Origin of the sequence: Streptomyces sp. NPDC048434, assembly GCF_043200375.1 — a bacterium.
In the GTDB taxonomy this organism is placed as follows: Bacteria; Actinomycetota; Actinomycetes; order Streptomycetales; family Streptomycetaceae; genus Streptomyces.
In genome coordinates this window covers 35,488-53,190 of the sequence record NZ_JBICXQ010000021.1, presented here as the reverse complement: position 1 = coordinate 53,190, position 17,703 = coordinate 35,488, and the positions used below count along the sequence as shown (strand labels likewise).

Annotated in this window: 15 protein-coding genes and 1 other RNA gene; 6 read left to right on the top strand and 10 right to left on the bottom strand. The window is 71.4% G+C overall.

The genetic code is table 11. The features are described 5' to 3' along the window. Nucleotides 1-426: 426 nt before the first annotated feature. From ACGFWI_RS24255 to rnpB, 3 genes are all read right to left on the bottom strand, one after another. Nucleotides 427-1,473 (bottom strand): CBS domain-containing protein, encoded by a 1,047-nt coding sequence (locus tag ACGFWI_RS24255; RefSeq protein WP_393908102.1) that lies wholly within the window; start codon nucleotides 1,471-1,473, stop codon nucleotides 427-429. A gap of 8 nt (nucleotides 1,474-1,481) precedes the next feature. Continuing rightward, complete coding sequence (locus ACGFWI_RS24250; protein WP_393908101.1) at nucleotides 1,482-3,287, bottom strand: DUF262 domain-containing protein; 1,806 nt, start codon at nucleotides 3,285-3,287, stop codon at nucleotides 1,482-1,484. Between the two features lie 853 nt (nucleotides 3,288-4,140). Further along, nucleotides 4,141-4,541: RNase P RNA component class A (rnpB, locus tag ACGFWI_RS24245), an RNA gene on the bottom strand. Nucleotides 4,542-4,658: 117 nt separating this feature from the next. Between rnpB and ACGFWI_RS24240 the strand changes: the two genes are divergently transcribed. Continuing rightward, nucleotides 4,659-5,465: a MerR family transcriptional regulator gene (locus ACGFWI_RS24240; RefSeq protein WP_393908100.1), complete on the top strand. Its 807-nt coding sequence runs from the start codon at nucleotides 4,659-4,661 to the stop codon at nucleotides 5,463-5,465. Then, nucleotides 5,462-6,109 carry a hypothetical protein gene (locus tag ACGFWI_RS24235; RefSeq protein WP_393908099.1) on the top strand — a complete coding sequence of 216 codons (648 nt, stop codon included), beginning with the start codon at nucleotides 5,462-5,464 and terminating at the stop codon, nucleotides 6,107-6,109. The genes ACGFWI_RS24240 and ACGFWI_RS24235 overlap by 4 nt, the downstream gene beginning before the upstream one ends. Here ACGFWI_RS24235 and ACGFWI_RS24230 read toward each other — a convergent pair. Further along, a complete protein-coding gene (locus tag ACGFWI_RS24230; protein ID WP_393908098.1) occupies nucleotides 6,096-7,580 on the bottom strand; it encodes an RNB domain-containing ribonuclease in 1,485 nt (494 codons plus the stop codon). The genes ACGFWI_RS24235 and ACGFWI_RS24230 overlap by 14 nt on opposite strands. 156 nt (nucleotides 7,581-7,736) lie before the next feature. Here ACGFWI_RS24230 and yaaA point away from each other — a divergent pair, with 156 nt between their 5' ends. After that, entirely contained in the window at nucleotides 7,737-8,534 is a 798-nt protein-coding gene (gene yaaA, locus ACGFWI_RS24225; RefSeq protein ID WP_393908097.1) for a peroxide stress protein YaaA, read from the top strand. A 70-nt stretch (nucleotides 8,535-8,604) separates the two neighbouring features. Next, entirely contained in the window at nucleotides 8,605-9,303 is a 699-nt protein-coding gene (eda, locus tag ACGFWI_RS24220; protein WP_393908096.1) for a bifunctional 4-hydroxy-2-oxoglutarate aldolase/2-dehydro-3-deoxy-phosphogluconate aldolase, read from the top strand. A gap of 129 nt (nucleotides 9,304-9,432) precedes the next feature. Here the strand turns inward: eda and ACGFWI_RS24215 are convergent, their stop codons facing one another. Genes ACGFWI_RS24215 through ACGFWI_RS24205 form a run of 3 tightly spaced genes read right to left on the bottom strand, consistent with a single transcriptional unit; the run spans nucleotide 9,433 to nucleotide 12,233 of the window. Further along, nucleotides 9,433-10,623: a bifunctional RNase H/acid phosphatase gene (locus ACGFWI_RS24215; protein WP_393908095.1), complete on the bottom strand. Its 1,191-nt coding sequence runs from the start codon at nucleotides 10,621-10,623 to the stop codon at nucleotides 9,433-9,435. 3 nt (nucleotides 10,624-10,626) lie between these two features. Continuing rightward, nucleotides 10,627-11,370, bottom strand: a complete 744-nt coding sequence (locus tag ACGFWI_RS24210) for a zinc ribbon domain-containing protein (RefSeq protein WP_393908189.1) — start codon at nucleotides 11,368-11,370, stop codon at nucleotides 10,627-10,629. Beyond that, entirely contained in the window at nucleotides 11,367-12,233 is an 867-nt protein-coding gene (locus ACGFWI_RS24205) for a Nif3-like dinuclear metal center hexameric protein (protein ID WP_393908094.1), read from the bottom strand. Before ACGFWI_RS24205 ends, ACGFWI_RS24210 begins: the two co-directional genes overlap by 4 nt. A 229-nt stretch (nucleotides 12,234-12,462) precedes the next feature. On the opposite strand from ACGFWI_RS24205, the gene ACGFWI_RS24200 reads away from it, so the two are divergent. Beyond that, the gene (locus tag ACGFWI_RS24200) at nucleotides 12,463-13,851 is read left to right on the top strand and encodes a hypothetical protein (RefSeq protein ID WP_393908093.1); all 1,389 of its coding nucleotides are present in this window, start codon (nucleotides 12,463-12,465) and stop codon (nucleotides 13,849-13,851) included. A gap of 162 nt (nucleotides 13,852-14,013) precedes the next feature. Further along, complete coding sequence (locus ACGFWI_RS24195; protein WP_393908092.1) at nucleotides 14,014-14,181, top strand: hypothetical protein; 168 nt, start codon at nucleotides 14,014-14,016, stop codon at nucleotides 14,179-14,181. Nucleotides 14,182-14,457: 276 nt separating this feature from the next. Here ACGFWI_RS24195 and ACGFWI_RS24190 read toward each other — a convergent pair whose 3' ends face one another. The 3 genes from ACGFWI_RS24190 to ACGFWI_RS24180 form a co-directional block, all read right to left on the bottom strand. Then, nucleotides 14,458-15,417 (bottom strand): 3-oxoacyl-ACP reductase, encoded by a 960-nt coding sequence (locus tag ACGFWI_RS24190; RefSeq protein ID WP_393908091.1) that lies wholly within the window; start codon nucleotides 15,415-15,417, stop codon nucleotides 14,458-14,460. 115 nt (nucleotides 15,418-15,532) lie between these two features. Then, nucleotides 15,533-16,609: a Zn-dependent alcohol dehydrogenase gene (locus ACGFWI_RS24185; protein ID WP_393908090.1), complete on the bottom strand. Its 1,077-nt coding sequence runs from the start codon at nucleotides 16,607-16,609 to the stop codon at nucleotides 15,533-15,535. Nucleotides 16,610-16,731: 122 nt separating this feature from the next. After that, nucleotides 16,732-17,607, bottom strand: a complete 876-nt coding sequence (locus ACGFWI_RS24180; protein WP_393908089.1) for a MaoC/PaaZ C-terminal domain-containing protein — start codon at nucleotides 17,605-17,607, stop codon at nucleotides 16,732-16,734. Nucleotides 17,608-17,703 lie beyond the last annotated feature (96 nt).

Genomic DNA, 17,703 nt, shown 5'->3' with positions numbered 1-17,703 from the left:
CGCTGCCGCCGCGGGTCGAACTCCGGCCCAACCGGAGAGACGCCGGGTCGGATACCAGAGCAGGAGCGCGTCGTAGGCGGCTCGCTCACGCCCGCTGCGAGCATGCCCAGCCCCCGCCATACCTGCGGTGTCTCCACCCCGCTTCAGCCCGGCGTGTGGCCGTCCTGCGCGTTCAGCAATCAGCAATCAGCTATATCGTCAGAAGGGATCGTGGCTAAGGCCAGTCGCCTCCACGGGTTTAGCCATCCCCGGCCGGGTCCCGCGTCGGGGGCGGACGGATTCGGGGAGTACTGCGGCGGTTGCAAAACTACGACGGGGCCCAGGCCCTTTACGGACGCTGCGGCTAGAGCCGGTACTGCTGTGGGGCCGGTTCGGGCTGAGGTGAGAACCTCGGCCGGGCCGCCACGTGGTCGCCCGGCACTCTGATCAGGTGATCTGCCGGAGCAGCCCGACGAACTCGCGAAGCTCTCTGCATAGTCTCGCAGTCAGCGGCTCGGCGTCGAAGTGCGCGATGCCGTTACGAATCATGCGTACCCGGTCGAGCTGGCGCACGAACTGGACCCGGTCTACTCCCGGCCAGCCGAGCGCTTGCCAATTGTCGTTCGACCGAGTGCGGAGGGCAGGGTTTTGCTGGTCACCATCGAGCAACTTCACATAGCCGCTGAACATCAGATCGGTGATCAGTCCGGTTTGCCTGTTGGCCTGGGGCCCCTGCACCGCGCGAATGGCGTCTTCGCTGATCTTCGTACCGAGGCATTTCCGCAGCCGGGACTCGATCTCCCCTACGACGAAGAACGGCCAGGCCGTCGTCTCGAAACGCTGGGTGATGTCGGCGGCCGTCACGATCCCGCTGAAGGTGCCATTATTCGCCCTGACCAGAAGATAACCATCTTCGCTGACCCGAGGAAGCAGCGAGAAGAAGTCGTGATGCGCCTCGACGACAGGCGGGTCCTCCACCATCGCCTCCGTTAGGACGGCGGCGGACGTGGTCTCGTACACCTTTGCGACCGAGCTCCAGGTGACGACGCCATGAAGCGTCGCTCCCCCCTCGATGACGGGAATCTGGGAGTACTTCTTCGTTCGCATGAGGTAGGTCACCTGAGTCAGTGCTGTCTCCGGCGTCACAGAGAACAGCCCACCCACTGCGGACGGGATGTCTCCGATCCGCAGAGGTCGCGTCGGCAGCCCCCCAGCGGGCATTTCCCCGGCGTCGTCAGCAGCCTCATCAGCGGTTGCCTCAGCCGACTCCTGCGGCGTCGGCTGCTGCCACGCCACGACCTGGATGTCGGCAGCGTGGTTGCATGTGCCGAAGTACGGCAGGGTGGTCAGGCCGGCGTCCTTGAGTGCCTGCTCGACGCGCGGGACCGTCAAATCGTTCCGCAGACGAGTACCGAAGAGAGCAAGAAGCTCCAGGACGGGAATCTGCTTGCCTTTCAGGGCGAGGAGTTGCTCCTCGCTGGGATTCTGCGGCATGGCTGCGCTCACCATTCCGCCGCGTCACGGACGACGGTGCGCTTGCCCATGGCCGCCATCACCAGGTCCAGAAGCCGCTTGGCGCGGTTCTCATAGAAGCGAATGAAGTCATCCTCGAGAAGCGCGTTCACATCGACAAGGTGGGTGGCCACGACATCCTCGAACCATTCGGGGCGCATGCCCGATTCCAGCGACAGCGTCTTGAGGTATGCGGTGGGCGGCCCAGTCATGCTCTTGCTGGCCCTGAGTGACAACGGCGTCTTGTTGACGATCGAGGTGGCACACGAAGCCCATGTCGGATGATTCTTGGCAATCCACGCCTTCGGGTAGATCAGCCGTACGTCCACAGCGTGCTCGACCAGTTGTCCTGGGGTGAGTGGGCTGTCGGTGAAATACCAGTCCACGGCTCCTTGCCGGATCAGCAGAGCGTAGATTCCCTTGTATGCGGCGCTGTTACGGGTGGTCAGAGTGTCCAGCCGGTCCTCGAGAAATGCCGCCTCTACAACCGTGTCGGGGGCGGCGGCAGCCTCCCCCCGCATCCAGGCGATCAGCTGCTCGACATCGCGGGTGAAGCGGGTCTCCAGCGAGCCGCCATACATCTCGCCAAGGACACCACACCAGTACCACTGAGTGATCTGCTCATCGGCTCCCGGGATGTCCGTCTCCTCGCCAATGAGTGCACGCACCGCGGCAAGCGGCACCAACTGGGTACGGTACGGAAGATCGCCTGTGCGGACGATGGACTGACGCTCCAGGAAACTGCCCACCCATCCGAAGGCTGCCGCTACCCGCGGTGCCAGCCGGCGGAAGTCCGCCAGTGGCAGATTCAGCAGGTCTCGACGCTTGCATGACACAGCCGTGCCCGCTCCGGCCTGCTTTGCCTCCCAGGTGCGGACCAGAGAGACAGCTTGAAGGAAGTCGCTGCTGCTCAGTCCATCATCCGGCCCGTCCTCCGGCCGACCGAACACGGGGTACGCGGACGTCAGCACCTGCTTGATCTGCTGCCACTCGTCCGGAAGTCGGTAATAGTCCCCGTACTGGGCGACATGATCCTGGTTTCCCGCATAGGTGGCCGTGAGCAGCTCGAAGACATTCAACGGCACACCACCAGTGTTCACCCGCTCGAACACCGCGCATACCGCGTCCGTGGTCGTAGTGGCCGCGAGTTTGATCATCGGCACGTCGAACGACAGCATGTTGTGCAGGACCTGCTCCTGAAATTGCATCCACAGGGGCCAGTTGGCGGGATCTCGCACGAACTCCTGCTGCCAGGAGCCCACTCGATGCGTGTCGAAGACGAAGTGGAGCGGAAAGTACCCTGCCGCACATTCACGCTCGGTCGTCGTCAGATCGAGCACCACCGTGCGAGCGAAATCCCGCTTGAGGGTGCGGTCCTCAGGCACAGACACAATCGCGTCGTCGCGGTCGGCAGGCGATCCGACCGCCTTGGCGATGTCAACGTAGTACCAGCACTTCATGTCCTTGCCGCGGGTGTCCCGCGTTTCAACCGGACGGTCCTGATGAAGCGCCTGGAAGAGCGAGGTGAGCCGCTGCTGCCCGTCCAGTAGCAACAGGTCCGGCGTATTGCCTTCACCAGGTTCTGCACCCTTGAGCGCCCGCGCCTTGAACGGGGACGTACCACCGGTGTGGAGCGACATAACCACGCCAAGCGGATACTTGAGCGTCACCGTCGCGATGAGCGCTCTGATGCGCTCGTCGTCCCACTTCCAGTCTCGCTGGAAGTCCGGCAGCTGAAGGGCACCGGACGCGACGTCCTTGAGTACATCTTTGAGGTCCGGATTGTCGAGCGCCACGCTACCTATCCCCCACCATTAGCCAAAACAGTGCAACCGGGAATGCAATCAAGGCAATTGACCGTGTGTCAACCCACCACCGGCCTCGCCCCCGGACAGGCTACGGCGCTCGCCTCCGCCCCGGGACGTTCTCTCCGCACTGGCAGATGCGTCACCACCCTCAAGATCCCCCGCCTACAGGAGAAAGTGGGATTTTTCTAAGTCGCGGAACATACGCCGGACTGCCAGCCTGACGGTTTCCCAGGTAACCGTCTGACCTGCGAAACCGCTTGGGAACCGTCCGCCCTCCGGAGCTGTGTGCACAGGTTCGAATCCTGCCAAGGGTTCGAACCGACGCAGGGCAAGCCAGTTCGGAGTAGCGCCATGACGACATCAGCCGACACACATCTTCGGTAGATATGCCGACATGGTCACGACGAGCGAATCCCCGCAGTTCACAGGGAGTCCGGCACGACCAGCCCTTGTTTTCGGCTCCTGCCGGGGGGGCTCGAACCTGCGGACAAGCCGCGCGTCGCCACCACCCGGGCGCTCGCCGGCCCTCGCGCCCCACCCGCCGAAAGACCGCAGGGCGTTGCCCCCAGCGGTCGCACCCCGCCAAGAGTCCGGGCCTGCGTGCCGCGCCGAGCCCAATCGCGGGCCGTGGATCGCCGGCCCGCAGCCCACGGTCCCGCCCGGTTCGCGCATCGCAGCGTCGTCAGCCGACAGGCCCGCGCCTGCGGGCCCCGACAGACGCGTGCACAACCAGTGCACATCCCCACGGGAACTCCCGGGAAGCCGCAGGTCAGGGCAGGAAGTCCCGATGGACGCACAACGGCCTCGACCAGGGAATTCCCCCAGGTCAGCGCCATAATGGCGGACGAGTCGGCCTGTACGCCGGGTTCTGTCGCCCCCGGTCCTTGCGGGCCGGGGGGAGACGGCCATCCATCTAGGGCTGCCGTTGCCGGCAGCCTCGTGCGGTCTACCCGCGGACTCGGGCGGGCAGCCCTCGGTCGTCCGCGCAGAGGCATCAGCCGATGCCTCCTCTTGACCTTGCTCCAGGTGGGGTTTACCTAGCCCTCCGAGTCACCTCGGAGGCTGGTGGTCTCTTACACCACCGTTTCACCCTTACCCGGACCTTGCGGTCCGGGCGGTCTGTTTTCTGTGGCACTGTCCCGCGGGTCACCCCGGGTGGGCGTTACCCACCACCTTGCCCTGTGGAGCCCGGACGTTCCTCGGGGGGATCGATGATCCCCACGCGGCCGTCCGGCCGGCTCGTCCGCCGTGGTGACCATGGTACCCGTAGGGGGCACCGGCCCTCGCCGGGCTTCCCCGCGCCCTCCCTGGCCCGGCGGCCCTTGACCTTGTCGCAGCGGCAACGTTTGTACTGGGCGCATGAGAATCGGCGAGCTCGCAGGTCTGATCGGCGTCAGCACCCGTGCCGTACGCCACTACCACCACCTCGGACTGCTGCCCGAGCCGGAACGCCGCGCCAACGGCTACCGGGAGTACGGGCTGCGGGACGCGGTCGTGCTGGCGCGGGTGCGCCGGCTGACGGAGTTGGGGCTCGGGCTGGACGAGGTGCGGGACGTCCTCGCCGACGACGCCGGGCATGAGCTGCACGAGGTGCTGGCCGAGCTGGACGCGGATCTGGCCCGCCAGGAGGAGGCGATCCGGTCGCGGCGGGCCCGGCTGGCCGCGGTGCGGCGGCAGGCGGAGGAGCACGGCGGGCTGCCGGCGGAGGGGCCCGTTTCGGACGAACTGGCGGCGCTCTTCGCGGAGATGACCCGCATGTCGGCCGGGCGTCCGGGGCCGGAGCCCGCGATGGCGGCGAAGGAACGGGAGGTGCTGGCGCTGCTCGAATCGATGGGCGGGGCGGAAGGGAGCAAGCGGATCGTGCAGCTGCTCGGGGAGATGGCGACGGCACCGGGGGCGATGGAGCAGATGTACGAGGTGTACGGCCTGCTCGACGCGCTGGTGGAGTCCGCGGCGGACGATCCGCGCGTGGAACAGGCCGCGCGGGCGCTCGCGGACTGCATTCCGGAGGAGGTGATCGCCGAGGTCGGCGCGGAGCACTGGGAGCGGGCGATCGGCGCGGAGGCCGACGGTGGCTTCACGGCGGCGTACTACGCGCACTTCGCGCCCGCGCAGGCCCTGGCTGTGCGCCGGGCGATCGAGCTGGTCGTGGAGCGTGCGCGGTGAGCCGGGGGGCCGCGCTGGGCCGGCTGGCCGCCTACGAGACACGGTGGCTGATCAGCCTGGGCTGGTGGGTGGCGCGGCGGCGGATCGGGGTGGCGCCGGGCGAACGGGCCCTGGGGTATGCGGGGGCGCAGGCCGCGTTCGTGTACGGGCTGACGTTCGTGGGTGTGGTGGAGACGGTCGTGGTCGGGGTGCTGCTCACGGACCGTCCGACGGCACATGCGGTGATGCTGGTACTCGACCTCTACACGGTGCTGATGATGCTGGGGTTCCAGGCGGCGGCGGTCACCCGGCCGCATGTGCTGGGGGCGGACACGTTGTGGCTGCGGGACGGCGCGCGCCGGGACATCCGGATACCGCTGGAGCGGATCGCCGCCGTGCGCCACGACCTCCGGTTCGTCAGAGAGCCGGAGAGGGACGGCAGCAAGGTGGTGGAGCTGATGGTCGGCGGTCAGACGTCGGTCACCGTCGAGCTGTCCGAACCGGTCGTGGCCGTCCGGCTGTTGGGGCGGCGGGAGACGGTGCGTACGGTGCGCTTCCATGCCGATGACGCGCGGGCGGCGGTGGCGGCCCTGCGGGCGCGGCTGGCGGCGCCGGGCGGGGGTACGGCACCGGAGACGGGCGGGGCCGCGGTCAGGCAGGGGTGAACCGGACCGGGCGGTGGCCCGGTTCGGCCTCGGCGAGGCGCACCGGGATGCGGTGGCCGAGGGGCAGCGCGGGGCCTTCCGGGGCGGTTTCGACGGTGCCGATGACGGCCGGGTCGTAGAGGTGGACGGTGCCGTGGGTGGGGTCCTTCTCCTGGATGTCGACGACCAGCGCCTCGAAGATCTCGCCGACCCGGTCCCGCAGCAGCGCCGCCTCCACGAGGTCGACGCAGGACCGCTCCACCTGGTTGGCGCGCTGGGTGCCGGTCTCCATCTCGCGGGGCAGGGCGGGCAGCGCGCTGCGGACCCAGTCGGGCGGTTCGACGCCGGCCGAGGCGGCCAGGCACAGCTCGGAGGTGTAGCGGTCGGCCAGCCGCCGCAGGGGCGCGGTGGCATGCGCGTACGGGGCGGCGACCGCGGCGTGCAGCGCCTCGGAGGCTCGGGGCGCGGTGCCGTCGAAAACCGTGTAGCCGGCGCCGCGCAACAGGGCGGTGCACTCCTGCAGGAAGGCGGCGTGGGCGGGGCGCCGCGGGTCGAGGGTCCGGATCAGCGCCGCGTACGAGGTGTGGTGCGGCCAGTCGACGCCGAGCGCGCGGGCGGTCAGCCGGAGCCGGGCGACCGAGCCGTCCGGGGCGGTGGGCAGCGTACGCAGGATGCCGGTGCCGGAAGCCAGCATCAGCTCGGCCGCGGCCATGCCGGTCAGCAGGGAGATCTGTGCGTTCCAGCCGTAGGCCGGGCGCGGGGCGCGGTATTCGAGGGTGTAGCAGCCGTCCTGCTCGACGATCTCCTGCTCGGGGGCGTTCAGGGAGATCGCGCCCCGGGCGGCCTCCAGCTCCTCCCGCAGCAGTCCGATCTCGCCGAGCAGGGCCAGCGGCTCCTCGGCCGTCCGGTCGTCGAGGACCCGCTGGACGCCCGTGTAGTCCAGCTTGGCGCGGGAGCGGACCAGGGCGCGGCGTACGGACGTGGCGGTCAGAGCGCCGTCCGCGTCGAGGTCGAGCTGCCACAGGACCGCCGGGCGGTCCCGGTCGGGCAGCAGGCTGGCGGCGCCCTCGCTCAGCACCTGCGGATGCAGCGGGACCCGCTCGTCGGGGAAGTAGAGGGTCGTCACACGGTGGTGCGCCTCGGCGTCCAGGGCGCCGCCGGGTGTCACGAAGGAGGCGACATCGGCGATGGCGTAGTGGACGCGATAACCCCCGCCGGGGCGCCGGGACAGGAACATGGCCTGGTCGAGGTCGAGGGAGCCGGGCGGGTCGATGGTGAAGAGGGGGAGGTCGGTGGCGTCCTCCAGGGTGTGCTCGGTCGCCACCGCGCCATCGGCGGCCGGGATCCGCGGGGCGCGGGCGGCGCTCTCCGCCTCGGCCTGTGCCGTGGGCGGGAAGTGGTCCGGGATCTCCAGCTTTCCGCGCAGCTCACGCAGCGCGACCCGCAGCGGGGCCTCGGCTGCGTCGGTCACATGCATATGGAGACGGGGCATGAAATCGAGCGTATGGCGGGCGGCCGCTCCCGGCGCGGTGTGCGGGCGCCGGCCCCGGGGGCGCCCGGCACCTCACGGGTTCTCCGCCCGCCCGCCGCAGGCCATACGCTTTCCCGGGGCCGCACCCCGCCCGTACCGCCGTGAAGGAGAAACACCGTGCTCGTGCTGTTGCCGCCGTCCGAAGGGAAGGCCGCGGGAGCGGCCGGGGCGCCGCTGGACGCCGGTGCGCTGTCGCTGCCGGGACTGACCGCCGCGCGCGAGGCGGTGCTGGAGGAGCTGGTCGAGCTGTGCGCGGCGGACGAGACCAAGGCCCAGGAGGTGCTCGGGCTCAGCGAGGGCCTCAAGGGCGAGATCGCCAAGAACGCGGGGCTGCGTACGGCAGGGACCCGGCCGGCCGGGGAGATCTATACCGGTGTGCTCTATGACGCCCTCGGCCTGGCGTCCCTGGACGCGGCGGCGCGGAAGCGGGCCGCGAGGTCACTGCTGGTGTTCTCGGGGCTGTGGGGCGCCGTACGGATCGGTGACCGGATTCCGTCCTACCGCTGCTCGATGGGCGTGAAGCTGCCGGGGCTCGGCGCGCTGGGCGCGTACTGGCGGGCGCCGATGGCCGAGGTGATGCCCGCGGTCGCCGGGAAGGGGCTGGTGCTCGATCTGCGCTCGGCGGCGTATGCGACGGCCTGGAAGCCCAAGGGCGAGGTGGCCGGGCGTACCGCGACGGTGCGAGTGCTGCAGTCGAAGGTCGTGGCCGGGGTGGAGAAGCGGACGGTGGTCAGCCACTTCAACAAGGCGACCAAGGGACGGCTGGTGCGGGACCTGCTGTCGGCGGGGCTGCAGCCTGCGGGTCCGGCGGAGTTGGTCGAGGCGCTGCGGGGGCTGGGTTACGCGGTGGAGGCGGAGCCTCCGGCGAAGGGCGGCAAGGCATGGGCCGTCGATGTGATCGTGACGGAGCTGTAGCACGGACCCAGCGGGCCGCCGTTGCAGCATGCGCAACGTTCGTTGCGGAGAGTGGGTGGGCGGGCGCAGTATGGGCGGCGTGACTCGCGCCGCCTCCTCCCCCGTGCCCGCCGCCCCCGAGTTCTCCGCTTCGTTCGAGCAGGGGCGCCCCTCTTCCTCGGTCCTCGGTCTCGCCCCCGTCATCCCGGTCGTCGTGCTGGACGACGCGGCCGACGCCGTGCCGCTCGCCCGTGCGCTCGTCGCGGGCGGGCTGCCCGCGATCGAGGTGACCCTGCGGACGCCGGCCGCGCTGGACGCGATCCGGTCGGTTGCCGCCGAGGTCCCGGAGGCGGTGATCGGCGCGGGCACCCTGCTCACCCCCGGCCAGGTCGAGGCGGCTCTCACGGCCGGCTCCCGTTTCCTGGTGAGCCCCGGCTGGTCGCCGCGGCTGCTGGGCGCGATGAAGGACTCCGGGGTGCCGTTCCTGCCGGGGGTCTCGACGGCCTCGGAGGTGGTGACCCTGCTGGACGAGGGCATCACCGAGATGAAGTTCTTCCCGGCCGAGGCGGCGGGCGGCACCGCCTACCTCCGCTCGCTGGCCGCACCGCTGCCGCAGGCCCGCTTCTGCCCGACCGGGGGCATCGGCCTGGCGTCGGCGCCGTCCTATCTGGCGCTGCCGAACGTCGGCTGCGTCGGCGGCACTTGGATGCTGCCGGCCGAGGCGCTGGCCGCGAAGGACTGGGACCGGGTGCGCCGACTCGCCCAGGAGGCGGCGGCGTTGGCGGTCTGAGGGCTTGTCGCACGAAGGGCCCGGCACCTCGGATGTCCGAGGTACCGGGCCCTTGCGCGTACGACGGGGACGCCGGACCTGGCGCACAACGCGCCCCGGGGCGCCCGCCCCTGGAGCGGCGAGGTCGCGTCAGCGCAGATGCGAGGTGTCGTTCAGCAGCCGCAGTGAGGCGTTGCCGTCGGCGTAGTACGCGACGACCGAGATCGAGGCCGCGGACAGCTCCATCCGGAACAGCGACTCCGGCGGGGCGCCCAGCGCCAGCCGGACCAGCGTCTTGACGGGGGTGACATGGGTGACCAGCAGGACGGTCCGGCCCGCGTACCGGGCGAGGAGCTTGTCGCGGGCGACGGCGACCCGGCGGGAGACCGTCGCGAAGGACTCTCCGCCGCCGGTGGGCGCCACCTTGGCGGAGCCGAGCCAGGCGTCGAGGTCCTCGGGGTGGCGCTCGCGCACCTCGGCGAACGTCAGCCCCTCCCACGCCCCGAAGTCGGTCTCGCGCAGGCCCTCCTCGATCCGGACCTCCAGACCGAGCCGGTCGGCGACCGCCCCGGCGGTCTCCCGGCAGCGCCGCAGCGGTGAGCTGACGACGGCCTGGATCGTGCCGCGGGCGGCGAGCGCGGCGGCGGTCGCCTCGGCCTGACGGCGCCCGGCGGCGGAGAGTTCGGGGTCGGTGCCACCGCTGCCGGAGAACCTCTTCTCGGGCGTCAGCGGGGTCTCGCCGTGCCGCAGCAGGACGAAGGTCGCGGGCGGGCCGAGGTCGGGAGAGCCCCAGCCGACCGACGGGGCACTCGACCAGGCGGTCTCCGCCGTCGCCACCGCCTCGTCGGCAGCCCGGGCGGCGGCGCTGCGGGCGGGCACGGCGACGGTGGCCAGCGCCGCCGTGGAGTTGCCCGGCTCCCACTGCCTGCCGATCTTGCCGGCGTCCATCGCCTCGTTGGCGAGCCGGTCCGCGTGCTTGTTCTGCGCGCGCGGGATCCACTCGTAGGTGACCTGGTCGGACGGGAAGACCGCCCCGGCCTCGGCGGCCAGCGGCTTCATGTCCGGGTGCTTGATTTTCCAGCGTCCCGACATCTGCTCGACGACGAGCTTGGAGTCCATCCGCACCCGGACGCGAGCCTGCGGGTCGATCGCCCGCGCCGCCCGCAGACCGGCCACCAGGCCCTTGTACTCGGCGACATTGTTGGTCGCGGTGCCGATGAACTCGGCGGCCTCGGCCAGCGCCTCGCCCGTTTCCGGGTCGAGGACGACCGCGCCGTAGCCGGCCGGCCCCGGGTTGCCCCGGGAGCCGCCGTCCGCCTCGACGATCAGCGTGCGCGCCATGGCCTACAGACCCGAGTCGGGCGTACGGACCAGGATGCGGGTGCAGTTCTCGCAGCGCAGGACCGCGTCGGCGGCGGCCGCGCGCACATCGTTGACCTCGGTGATGTTCAGCTCCAGCCGGCAGCCCTCGCAGCGGCGCTGGAAGAGGCGGGCCGCGCCGATGCCACCCTCCTTCGTGCGGATCTTGTCGTAGAGCTTCAGCAGGTCGGCCGGGATGTCGGCGACGGTCAGCTCGCGCTCCTTGGTGACCGTGGCGTGCTCGGCGTCGATCTCGGTGTAGGCGGCGTCCCGGCGGGCGGCGGCGTCGTCGACCTTGGCCTGGATGGCCTCGACCCGGCCGGTGAGCTCGGTGACCCGCTCCTGGGCGGTCTCGCGGCGCTCCATGACCTCCAGGACGATGTCCTCCAGGTCGCCCTGGCGCTTGGCCAGCGAGGTCAGTTCGCGCTGGAGGTTCTCCAGGTCCTTGGGGGAGGTGACGGCGCCGGAGTCCAGGCGCTTCTGGTCGCGGGCGGCGCGCTGGCGCACCTGGTCCACGTCCTGCTCGGCCTTGGTCTGCTCGCGGCTGGTGTCGCTCTCCTCGGTCTGCGCGGCGACGAGCAGGTCGCGCTGCTGGATGAGGTCGGCCTCCAGGGTCTGCAGCTCGACCAGCTCGGGCAGGTTGTTGCGCCGGTGGTTGAGCTGGGTGAGCCTCACGTCCAGTGCCTGGACGTCGAGGAGGCGGATCTGGTCGGCGGGCGCGGCGTTCAGCGTGGGGCTCCTGTGGTGTGGGTCGGGGCGAAGAAGGGGGTGGACGCCGCGTGGGCGGTCCAGGGGTCGGTGACCGTACGGGAGACATGCGTACGCAGTCCCCAGTCGTGCCGGTCGGAGACCGCGTCGAGCTGTGCCGCGGCCTGCTCGCACCACGGCCATTCGGTGGCCCAGTGGGCGGCGTCGAGCAGCGCCACCGGGCTCTTCTGGGTGGCCTCGGAGGCCGGGTGGTGACGCAGGTCGGCGGTGAGGAACGCATCCACACCGGCCGCACGTACGTCGTCGAAGAGGCTGTCGCCGGAGCCGCCGGAGACGGCGAGGGTCCGGATCTCGCGGTCCGGGTCGCCCGCCGCCCGGATGCCCTGCGCGGTGGCGGGCAGCCGGCCCGCGGCATACGCCGCGAGGTCGGCCAGCGTCATCGGATGCGGCAGCTCGCAGATCCGGCCCAGGCCTCGGCGGCCGGCCGGGTCGCCCGGATCCGGGACCAGCGGGCCGACGATGCGCAGGTCCAGGGCGCCGGCCAGGGCGTCGGAGACACCGGGGTCCGCGGTGTCGGCGTTGGTGTGCGCGACATGCAGGGCGATGTCGTGCTTGATGAGGGTGTGCACGACCTTGCCCTTGAAGGTCGAGGCCGCGACCGTCGTCGTACCGCGCAGATAGAGCGGATGGTGGGTGACGAGAAGGTCGGCACCGAGCTTCACCGCCTCGTCGACGATCTCCTGGAGCGGGTCGACGGCGAACAGCACGCGACGGACCTCGGCGCCGGGATCCCCGCAGACCGTGCCGACGGCGTCCCACTCTTCGGCCCGCTCGGGAGGCCAGAGGGCGTCGAGCGCGGTGAGGACTTCAGACAGTACGGGCACGGGTGGAAGGTTACCTCCCAGCTGTGACATGGCGCGGGCCCTCGGGTGGTCTCCCCCGCCCCCTCCCCCTCCGCCGCCCGGCCCATGCTTGAAATCTGAAGCACAACCACCCCGTCGAGCACCGGCGAACCGGACAGCCGCCACCCTTATGCGTGAAGTGTGGCAACTCCCGGCGATCGGCCGGACGTGCGAAAACTACCTTCGGTTGCCGACTGGAGGTGACCACTCGATGACGATCTGTGCCACTGACGACACCACGGCGCCGGCCGCACCGCACCGCGCGGCGCTGACGATCGCCGCCGACGGCTCGTACGCCGCCCGGCTCGCCCGTCACGACGACGCCGCCGGGAGCTGGTTTCCGGAGCGCTGGACACTGAGCGGCCCCGAACCGTACGCCGTGCCGCTGCAGGGCACCCAGCCCGAGGAGCCGGACAGCGCACTGCTGCCGCTCGCGGACGGACGGGTGCTGATCCTGCGCCGGGTCGCCGGCCGCTTCGCCGTCTCCCTGCTCTACCCGGCGGGCCCCGGCACCGGCGAACTCCTGCTGGGCGCCGTGCCGGCCCCCGAACTGGCCCTGCTGCCGCCCGCCCCCGGCGGACGGCTCGGCTACGCCCTGGCGCCCGAGGAGCAGGCGACCACGCTGTGGCTGCTGCACGGCGGCGCGGACGGCCCCGAGCGGCTCGCCCGGATCCCGGGACGCTGTACCGGGGGCGTCTGGCTGGACCGCGGCGGCCGGCTGCTGGCGCTGGACCGGGAGCTGGACGGCCGGACGAAGACCGTGGTGGTCGATCTGGAGCGGGACGGCGAGACCCGCCTGCTGCTGCAGATCACCGAGGAGAGCAACGACCGGCTACTGCTCGCCGATCCGGACAGCGGGCTGCTGCTCGTACGGTCCGACGCCCCGGGGCACGACCGGCTGGGCTGGGGCGTACTGGGCGGCAGCCGGCCGGTGCACTTCCCGGAGTGCCTGCGGCCCGCGGAAGGGACTCCCACCCCGTTCGCGATGCAGCCCGGACAGATGCTGGCGCCGGAGAGCTGTGCGGTGGCGTTCCGGATGGCTGCGGCGAACGGTACGTGGCTGGGTGTCTGGCGGCCCTCGGACCGGCAGTTGCGGCACTTCCCGGCGCCGGAGGGGTGGCTGGCGGGAACCGGGCTGTGGACGGCGGGCGGCGAACTGCTGCTGCCGTACGCGACGGGGGCGGAGCCGTGCGGGGTGGCACGGATGGCCGTGCCGCTGGGGCCGACGGAAGAGGGGGAGGCGGTGCGGTCGGTGCGGCGGGTGCGGTCTGCGGGGGCGCCGGGGGCTGTGGAGCCGCTGGGGGCTGCGGAGGCGCCTCGGCCGGTGGAACCGGAGCAGTCGCTGATGCCGGCGGAGCAGGTGAAGCCGGTGGGCCGGATGATGCCGGTGGATCCGTCGGTACGGCCGGTGCAGGGCCCGCCTTCCGGGGTGGACGCCGGGAGCGGCGGGGAGATTGTCCTGGATGCAGGAGTTACCGACAACCGCTCCACAGCATCTGCACAACCGTTGGCCGTGGACAGGGAACCGCTGCGCGCTCCCGCTCATCCTGGAATGTGCAGGCCAGTGCCCTTGCAGCAGGCGCCTCTGGCGGCCCGGTAGACCCGGTGGAACGCGATTTCCGGCCCCGTTAGAATTTCGGGCGGGGGCTACGCGGCCGGTTGACCCGGCCACCGGCAGTGCCGCTCGGGGGCAGCCTTGGCGGTCGTCGGGCGAGGTCCCGACGCGTACAGCTGTAAGCGATCTGACGGAGTGACTCTTTTCATGTCCGAAGCCCGAACCGACACGACCCAGGCGCGCCCCCAGGAGGCATCCGCCCAGGCCGCCGAGGCCGCAAGCTCCGGCAAGCACCGTGGCCCGGCCGCCGCCGAGGAGTCCGACTCCGCCGCCCATGGCCGGCACCGCCGGGACAAGCAGACGCAGGACGCGTAAGGCCGGTCGGGAAGTCCTGACCGGCCTTACGAACGGCCGTGGGCCCCCCCCCCCCCCCGAGGGGGGGGGGGGCCCCGCCCGGGTGGGGGGGGGGGCCCGGGGGCCGCCGCCCGGGGGGGGGGCCCCCCCCCCCGCCGCCCCCCCCGGCACCCCCCGCCGCGGGCGGGTTTGGGGGGGGCGGGAAGCCCCCCCGCCCCTACCCCACGGCCGTGGCCACCGCACCGCATCTTCGCGGGCGGCGGCCACGGCCGTTGTGCGTGGGGCGCCCGGGGACCGTCAGCCGTGCTTGAGGCCCAGCACCTCGGCCGCCGCGAAGGTCTCGTCCGGCGGGCGCTGCGCGTAGTACGGCGTCAGCAGTTCGTCCAGCTCCTCGAAGCTGAAGAGATCCTTCGTGGTGTCGAACTTGGCCGCGATCCGCGGGCGTTCGGCGATGGCGACCATGCCGCCGTGCACGACCAGCAGCTGGCCGTTGACCCGGGCCGCGGCCGGCGAGGCGAGATAGCCGACGAGCGGTGCGACATGTTCGGGCGCGAGCACATCGAGCCTGCCCTCCCCGGGCTCCTGGCCCCCCGGATGAGCGGGAAGGCCGGCGAAGACGTCCTCGGTCATACGGGTGCGGGCGCGCGGGCAGATCGCATTGGCGGTCACGCCGTATTTGCCCAGCGCCAGGGCCGTGGAGGTGGTCAGGCCGACGATGCCGCCCTTGGCCGCGGCGTAGTTGGGCTGGCCCGCCGAGCCCGCCAGGAACGCCTCGGAGGAGGTGTTGATGATCCGGCCGTGGACCGGACCGCCGGCCGCCTTGGAGCGTTCGCGCCAGTGGACGGCGGCGAAGTGGGTGGTGTTGAAGTGGCCCTTGAGGTGGACGCGGATGACCGAGTCCCACTCGTCCTCGGTCATCGAGAACACCATCCGGTCGCGCAGGATGCCCGCGTTGTTGACCAGGATGTCGAGCCGTCCGTAGGTCTCGACGGCCAGCTGCACGAGTGCACGGGCCTGTCCGTGGTCGGCGACGTCACCGAGGTGGGCGACCGCCCGGCCGCCCGCCGCGCGGATCTCGGCGGCGACGTCCTCGGCGGGGGCCGCCGAGGCCTCGCCCGAGCCGTCGCGGCCCGGCTGCCCGTAGTCGTTGACCACGACGGATGCGCCGAGCCGGGCGAGTTCAAGGGCTTCGGCGCGGCCCAGGCCGCGCCCGGCACCGGTGACGATCGCGGTCAGGCCCTCCAGTGGCTGTGCCATTCCTGTCCTCTCCAGTCCAGTCGTCTCGGAGCGCGATGCGGTGCGGGTGGATGCGGTGAGGTGTATGCGGTGCAGTGCACCGCAGTGCACCGTTGCGCTCGGTGAACTGCGGCCGTCAGATCTCTATGCAGGTGCGCAGCGCGGTCCCGGAGCGCATCTGGTCGAGCGCGTCATTGATCTCGGCGAGCTGGACGCGGTGGGTGATCAGGCCTTCGAGGTCGATCCGGCCGGCCCGCCACAGGGCGATGGCCCGCTCGTAGGAGCGCAGCACGTCCGCGCCGCCGTACAGGGACGGCAGGATCCGCTTCTCGTCGAAGAACAGCTCGAACATATTGACCTGGAAGGTGTCGTCCATGGCGCCCGCGCCGACCACGCACAGGGTGCCGCCGCGCCGGGTCATCTCGTAGGCGGTACGGGCGGTGGCGGACTTGCCGACCACCTCGAAGACGTAGTCGAAGCCCTCCCCCGCGGTGATCCGGGTCTTGGCGTCGGCGAACTCCTCCGGGGCGACGGCTTCGGTCGCGCCGAAGCGCAGCGCGGCCTCCCGGCGGGCGGGTACCGGGTCCACGGCGATGATCTGGGCCGCGCCGCAGGCCTTCGCGCCCTGGATGACGGAGATGCCGACGCCGCCGCAGCCGATCACCGCGACCGAGGACGCGGCCTCCACCTTGGCCGTGTTGAGGGCCGCGCCGAGCCCGGTGGTGACTCCGCAGCCGATGAGTGCGGCAATCTCGTAGGGGACGTCGTCCGGGATCGGGACGGCGCAGTTGGCGGCGACCACGACCTCCTCGGTGAACGTGCCGGTGCCGGCAAAGCCGAAGACATCCCCGCCGGGGCGCCGGAAGTTGGGCGTGCCGGCGTTCATGAATCCGGCCAGACACAGATGGGTCTGGCCGCGCTTGCAGGACGGGCAGCTGCCGCAGGCGGGCAGCCAGCACATCAGGACGCGGTCGCCCTGGGCGAGCCCCGTGACGCCGTCGCCGACGTCGAGGATCTCCCCGGCGCCCTCGTGCCCGGGGACGAAGGGGGCGGGCTGCGGCAGTACCCCGTTCATCGCCGAGAGGTCGGAGTGGCACAGACCGGTCGCCCGGATCCGGATCCTGACCTTTCCGGGGCCGAAGCCCACCGCCTCGATGTCGTCGAGGACTTCGAGCTTGTCCTGCCCTGTCTCGTGCTGTACGGCTGCGCGCATGTTCACGGCTCCTCTCGTACGTACGGCTTTCCCGCCCCGTCCGGACCGGCCGGGGCGGGTGACGCGCCCCAGGCCCGTGTCGTCCGGATCAGCGGGGCCAGCGCTGATCCGGACGGCACGGCCTAGCTGTGCTCCACCACGGTGTCCGCCAGCACCGGAGCCTCGTCCCGGTCGGCGGCCGTGACCGACACCTGGATCCGGCCCGGCTCCTGCCACAGACGGATCCGCAGCGTCTCCCCCGGGAAGACCACCCCGGCAAAGCGGGTCGTGTACGACCGCACGCGGGCCACATCGCCGCCGAGCAGTGTGTCGACGACGGCCTTGAGGGTGACCCCGTAGGTGCACAGCCCGTGCAGAATCGGCCGGTCGAACCCGGCGAGCTTGGCGAACTCGGGGTCGGCATGCAGCGGATTCCAGTCGCCGGAGAGGCGGTAGAGCAGCGCCTGGTCCTCGCGGATGTGGCGTTCGGTGCGCAGATCGGGGGCGCGGTCGGGGAGTTCGAGGCGGGCGGAGGGACCGCGGTCGCCGCCGAAGCCGCCCTCACCACGGACGAAGATCTGGGTGTCGCAGGTCCACAACGGACCGTCGTCGTCGGCTACTTCCGAGCGCAGCACGATGACGGCTGCCTTGCCCTTGTCGTACACGGCGGGCACGGACGAGGTCTGGGTGGCGCGGCCGCTCACCGGAAGGGCACGGTGCACGGTGACGGTCTGGCCGCCGTGCAGGACCGCGGCGAGGTCGACATCGATGCCCGGGGCGGAGAGTCCGCCGGCGAGCGCCATCCCGCCGCCCGCGACGGTGGCGAAGGCGGGCAGGACGTGCAGTGCGCTCTCCAGGGTGTAGCGCAGTTCGTCCGGGTCGGTGGCGGGGCGCGGTTTCTCCGGTGTGGCCGCGCCGGCCCCGATGCCGAGGTGGTAGAGCTGGACGTCCTTGTGGTCCCAGGCGAGTTCGGTGGTCCGCGGCTCGGCGGAGGTGGCCTTGGCGGCGTCGATGGGCATGGGGCTGTTTGCTCCTTCACCACGATGTGAAGACCCCGGCCCGGCCGTCCGCACCGTCGACCGTGCCGGGGTCGTATCTGGTCGGCGCGGCCGCGC

Bases quoted from the DNA above. Each gene is read 5' to 3' on its own strand.
- ACGFWI_RS24180 (WP_393908089.1), bottom strand. From the start codon at position 17,607: ATGCCCATCGACGCCGCCAAGGCCACCTCCGCCGAGCCGCGGACCACC.
- ACGFWI_RS24230 (WP_393908098.1), bottom strand. From the start codon at position 7,580: ATGCCCCGTCTCCATATGCATGTGACCGACGCAGCCGAGGCCCCGCTG.
- ACGFWI_RS24185 (WP_393908090.1), bottom strand. From the start codon at position 16,609: ATGCGCGCAGCCGTACAGCACGAGACAGGGCAGGACAAGCTCGAAGTC.
- ACGFWI_RS24215 (WP_393908095.1), bottom strand. From the start codon at position 10,623: ATGGCGCGCACGCTGATCGTCGAGGCGGACGGCGGCTCCCGGGGCAAC.
- ACGFWI_RS24200 (WP_393908093.1), top strand. From the start codon at position 12,463: ATGACGATCTGTGCCACTGACGACACCACGGCGCCGGCCGCACCGCAC.
- ACGFWI_RS24190 (WP_393908091.1), bottom strand. From the start codon at position 15,417: ATGGCACAGCCACTGGAGGGCCTGACCGCGATCGTCACCGGTGCCGGG.
- eda (WP_393908096.1), top strand. From the start codon at position 8,605: ATGGGCGGCGTGACTCGCGCCGCCTCCTCCCCCGTGCCCGCCGCCCCC.
- ACGFWI_RS24255 (WP_393908102.1), bottom strand. From the start codon at position 1,473: ATGCCGCAGAATCCCAGCGAGGAGCAACTCCTCGCCCTGAAAGGCAAG.
- ACGFWI_RS24195 (WP_393908092.1), top strand. From the start codon at position 14,014: ATGTCCGAAGCCCGAACCGACACGACCCAGGCGCGCCCCCAGGAGGCA.
- ACGFWI_RS24240 (WP_393908100.1), top strand. From the start codon at position 4,659: ATGAGAATCGGCGAGCTCGCAGGTCTGATCGGCGTCAGCACCCGTGCC.